Below are 5,044 nucleotides of genomic sequence, written 5' to 3'. Positions count from 1 at the left end.
CCTTCCCTGCTAACGGCGTATATTGGATGGCGTTATGCACTATATTGCGTAATAGCGTGTAGAGTTCCGATGGCCGGGCAATAATTGACGCCTCGCTATTACCCACCACGCCAATATCGATGAATTTCTGCTCCGCCAGCGGCAGCAAATCGGAAACCACCTGCTTAACCACCGTGAACACCGCGATGGATTCAACCGGCGGCAGATTGCCCATTTCGCCATTTTGCGCCCGGCTCAGGCTCAGCAACTGCTCAACCAGGGTGCTGGTGCGTTTCATACCAGCACGTAATTGCATTAGCCGGGCGCGGCTCTCCGTTGAAAGATCGCTGGCATCCAGCCTTTCGGCCTGCAACATTAAGGCGGTCAGCGGCGAACGCAGTTCATGCGCCGCATCCGCCACAAACCGCCGCTGCCGTTCAACCGATTCCGCCGATCGTTGCAACAACTGATTGATGGCGGTGATAAACGGCGTGATCTCACGCGGAATAAATTCACTGCTTAATGCCATGCTCAGGCCATCGCGTTGCGCATCGACGGCATCCGCCAGCTTGCGTATTGGGCGAAAAATCTTCCTCACCAAATCGGCCACCAGATAGAGCAAAACCGGAAACAGAATGCAGAACGGCACCAGCGTGCGCAGCGCGGATGACAGCGCCACGCTCTGTCGCACCGAAGCTCGCTGTGCGACGGCGACGCGCAGGCCATCATGCAACTCCTCAATTAACACGCGATAGACGTGCCGGTTGATGCGCGTGGTGTAAAACCCGGCCGGCAGCGAGGCAAGCGAGGAAAAAGCGTCTGGCGATGCTGGTTCCATCCCTTGTGCCACGGGAAAGATGAAGTGCACGATAATTCGTGATGCCTCTTCATCCTGTAACGGCGGGCTAATGAAATTGCTGTTGCGCGGCGCGAGCAGATCATCTTTTGCCAGGCTGGCAATCTGCTGCAGCGATGAATCCTGCAGTTCGTGCGCTTCATCCCATGCCGAGAGAAAACCGAGCACACCGCACAGCAACGCAATGCCGACCACCGCCATGCACAGAACAAATGACAGCCGGAATTGCGCGGAGTCGCTTAGTCTTTTTTTGAGACTTTCCATCCCACGCCCCGAATGTTTTTGATGGCGTCGCTGCCCAATTTTTTACGTAGCGCATGGATGAAATACTCCACCGCGTTGCTCTCAATCTCCTCGCCCCAGCCGTAGATCTTCTCCTCCAACTCGCTGCGGGAGAAAATCTGCCCCGGCTGCATCAGCAAAGCCTGCAACAACGCATACTCGCGGCTGGAAAGGGTGAATTTTTCCTCGCGATCGCGATGCTGCACTTCGTGCGTGGCAGGATTGAGCATCAGCTCGCCATTGCTTAATAGCGATGTTGCATGGCCCGCTTTACGGCGCATCACCGCTCTGGCGCGCGCCAGCAGTTCGCTCATCTCAAAGGGCTTCAGTAAATAATCATCGGCTCCGGCATCAAGGCCGTGCAGACGATCTTCTAGCGCATCACGCGCCGTCACCACCACCAGCGGCACCTGATTGCCCGAGCGCCGCACTTCATCAAGCACCTCAAAGCCATTTTTAGCCGGTAACCCGAGGTCAAGCAGCACCAGATCGTAGTCATGGGTTCTCAGGCTTAGTAACGCTTGTTCGCCATCACGCACCCAATCGGCGGCGTAAGAAGCATCCTTGAGCGCGGCTTGCACGGCACAACCGATCATCTGGTCATCTTCAACCAGCAGCACTCTCATGGTTGATCCTGAGGTGAGGAGCGTGAAAACACACCCGAAACCACAATTAATGCCACCATCGCAATCAGGAAGATGAGGTTAACCGGCGTGGTACCGTAGCCGAGACCTCCCTGCTTAATCGGTTGTGAGAAGAGATCGGCCAGCGCGGCGCCAAGCGGCCTGGTCAGCACATATACGCACCAGAAACAGGCCACCGCGCTGATTGCCCGAATGCGCCACATGAAGCCGGTGATAGCGATCAGTACGGCGAACAGCATGGTGGTGGAGAGATAACCGAGGCCAAGTCGCTCCGCCAGGGCATCACCCAACGCCGTACCAAAGGCAAAGGTGATCATGATGGCGAGCCAGTAATAGAGTTCACGGCTGGTGGTATTAATCGCAGCGAACTCCAGCGTGCCTTCCGAGCGATGCCAGAACATCAACACCATTAACAGCGCGGAGCCAAACATCGCCACGGAGTAAAGTAGCGGCACTTGCATTTGGTCGGTTAAATAATCGGTGATTAAGGTCCCGGTAATGCTGACTAATAAAACGGTGAGCCAGTAAAGACACGGAATATAACGTGGTGATCTAAGCTGAAAAATAAGCGCGACGACAAACAATCCGGCGGAAATGATTGAGGTATGTACCAGGCCAAAACCGAGACCAAAATTGATCCAGTCAGCACCGGTTTCACCTACTGTGGTAGACATCATTTTTAACGCCCAGAACAGCAACGTCGCCTGCGGCACTTTGGTTTTCAGGTCGGTCAAATTATCGGTCATGTGGGCATTCCCCGTCAGCGTGTTAACCACACAATGCCGAGGTAAACTTAAAACTCCCTTAAAATGCCCAAAGAATTAATTTTCTGCTGCCTGATTTTTATTCTGATTTTAAGCTTCACGCCGTTAAACGCTGTCAGCACTTCGTTACCAGGCAAAAACTGAGTATAAAATAACCATAAAAATCATTATTTTATTGGTTTATGACGGATTTGTGATAATGCTTAAGGTTCACTTAACCTTAGTTTCTTAAGCTTTCGCCATCTTCACACACATGGATTGAACAATGACGTTTTCGCTACGCAAAAGACCGACGTTGAGTCGGCTCTCTTTTATTTCGCTTGTTTCTATTTATATCGCGGTCTTTTTGAACATAGCGTTTTATCGACAAGTGCTTGCTGCCATGCCGCTCGATAGCGTGCGCACCATTTTGGTATTCGCTTCAATGCCGTTAGTAGCATTTAGCGTAATCAATATTATTGCCACCTTCGCCTCCTTTTTGTGGCTCGACCGCGTTATTCTTGCGCTCTTAATTTTAGTTTCCGCCGCTGCGCAATATTTTATCTGGACCTTTGGTATTGTTATCGATCGCTCGATGATCGTGAATATTATCGATACCACGCCGTCTGAATCCTTTGCTCTATTATCACCCAAGTTGATTATTACGCTGGGTTGTAGCGGGCTGCTGGCTGCCCTGTTAGTTTTCTGGATTCGCGTTAAGAGCAGCAAACCTATCTGGAAAAGCATCGCCAAACGCGCGGCTTCAATTGTCGCATCGGTAATCTGCATCGCCTTAGTCGCGACGTTTTTTTATAAAGATTACGCCTCGCTGTTTCGTAACCAAAAAGAGCTGATTAAATCGCTCAGCCCTTCAAACTCGATCGTGGCAACACTTTCCTGGTATAACCACAGCCGCACCGCCAATTTACCGCTGGTGCAAATTGGTTTAGATGCTAAACAGAAGCCGGAGATGCTGGCGGGTCCAAAGCGTAACCTGACCATTTTGGTGGTGGGTGAAACCACGCGTGCGGTGAATTTCCAGTTGAATGGTTATGGACGCGAAAACACACCGTTGCTGGCGAAAGATGATGTCACCTATTTCCCGAATACGCAGTCTTGCGGCACAGCTACGGCGGTCTCATTACCTTGTATGTTCTCGAATATGCCACGTGCGCATTATGACGATCAGCTTGCCAGCCATCAGGAAGGGATGCTCGATATTATTCAGCGTGCCGGTGTGCAGGTTCTCTGGAATGACAATGATGGCGGCTGTAAAGGTGCCTGCGATCGCGTCCCGCATCAGGATATGAGCAGTCTGAATCTGCCGGATATGTGCCATGACGGAGAGTGTTATGACGACGTATTATTCCACGGTATTGAGGACTACATTAAAAACCTGAAAGGTAATGGTGTTATCGTGTTGCACACCATTGGTAGCCACGGCCCAACTTATTACAACCGTTATCCTGCGCAGTTTAAAAAATTCACCCCAACGTGCGATACCAGCCAAATTCAGGATTGTTCGCAAGAACAGCTGGTCAATACTTACGACAACACCATTCTGTATATCGATTACATCGTAGATAAAGCGATTAATGTGTTGAAAGCGCATCAGGATGAATACACCACCAGCCTGGTTTATTTATCGGATCACGGTGAGTCGTTAGGCGAAAATGGTGCTTATCTGCACGGTATGCCGTATGCGATTGCGCCGGATGTGCAGAAACATGTGCCAATGCTGATTTGGTTATCACCGGATTATCAACGGCGCTATGGCGTGAGTAAAAGCTGTCTTGATAAACAAGCGGCGCACCAGGGTTATTCGCAGGACAATCTGTTCTCCACCATGCTGGGGTTAACGGGGATTCAAACCACTGAATATCAGCCTGCGGACGATATTCTCAGCGCCTGCCGGGCTGCGCATTGATGAAATGGATGATCGTTGCAGCCGATGAGCAGCTAATGCAAGAGCTGCAAGTTGTGCTGCAACGCAACGGCTGTGACGGTGACGGTGATTCCACCGCCCAGCATATCGAAGCCGGTTCATTAGAAGAGATGCTTGCGCGGGTACACGCGCTATTTAACGCGCAGCAGAAGGTTGAAACAGACTGCGTGGAGATCGGCGAATTTACCCTGCAACTCTCCAGAAAAATGGTTTGGCACGCTGGTAAACCGCTGGACTTGACGCCTAAAGAATTCGTGATTTTATCGCGTTTAATGTTGGCGAAAGGCGAAGCGGTTCAGCGTGAGACCTTGCTAAAAGATATTTATCAATGGGCAACAGAACCGGCCACCAATACCTTAGAAGTGCATATTCATAATCTGCGCGAGAAAATCGGCAAGGCGTATATTAAAACGCTGCGTGGCGTAGGTTACCGTTTTATTGTGCCGGGAAAGTAACAAGTAAGTATCACTGCACAAATTAACCAAACAAATTATGGATATTTTGCTAAGCGCGAGAAAATATTCCTCAAGGTTTGTTAATTAGAAAAACTTAAGTAATACTGACATCCCATCCAGATCGTATTCCAGGGAGGAAT

At 50.6% G+C, this 5,044-nt stretch carries 5 protein-coding genes; 2 read left to right on the top strand and 3 right to left on the bottom strand.

Translation table 11 applies throughout. The features are described 5' to 3' along the window. From RTY00_RS19660 to RTY00_RS19650, 3 genes are all read right to left on the bottom strand, one after another. On the bottom strand, window positions 1-1,099 hold a 1,099-nt coding region (locus RTY00_RS19660), incomplete at its 3' end, for a histidine kinase dimerization/phospho-acceptor domain-containing protein (protein WP_312665665.1). Further along, on the bottom strand, window positions 1,075-1,743 hold the full coding sequence (locus RTY00_RS19655) for a response regulator transcription factor (RefSeq protein WP_154156803.1): 669 nt from the start codon (window positions 1,741-1,743) through the stop codon (window positions 1,075-1,077). The genes RTY00_RS19660 and RTY00_RS19655, both read right to left, overlap by 25 nt. Beyond that, window positions 1,740-2,507, bottom strand: a complete 768-nt coding sequence (locus tag RTY00_RS19650; protein WP_312665661.1) for a hypothetical protein — start codon at window positions 2,505-2,507, stop codon at window positions 1,740-1,742. The genes RTY00_RS19655 and RTY00_RS19650 overlap by 4 nt, the downstream gene beginning before the upstream one ends. 283 nt (window positions 2,508-2,790) lie before the next feature. Between RTY00_RS19650 and eptA the strand changes: the two genes are divergently transcribed. After that, window positions 2,791-4,431 (top strand): phosphoethanolamine transferase EptA, encoded by a 1,641-nt coding sequence (eptA, locus tag RTY00_RS19645; RefSeq protein ID WP_312665659.1) that lies wholly within the window; start codon window positions 2,791-2,793, stop codon window positions 4,429-4,431. Further along, entirely contained in the window at window positions 4,431-4,904 is a 474-nt protein-coding gene (locus RTY00_RS19640; protein ID WP_312665657.1) for a winged helix-turn-helix domain-containing protein, read from the top strand. Before eptA ends, RTY00_RS19640 begins: the two co-directional genes overlap by 1 nt. Window positions 4,905-5,044: the final 140 nt, after the last annotated feature.

This window comes from Pantoea sp. CTOTU49201, from assembly GCF_032054795.1.
GTDB lineage: Bacteria > Pseudomonadota > Gammaproteobacteria > Enterobacterales > Enterobacteriaceae > Pantoea > Pantoea symbiotica.
Note: the sequence above shows the minus strand (reverse complement) of the source record. Positions and strands in the feature narration are given on the sequence as shown.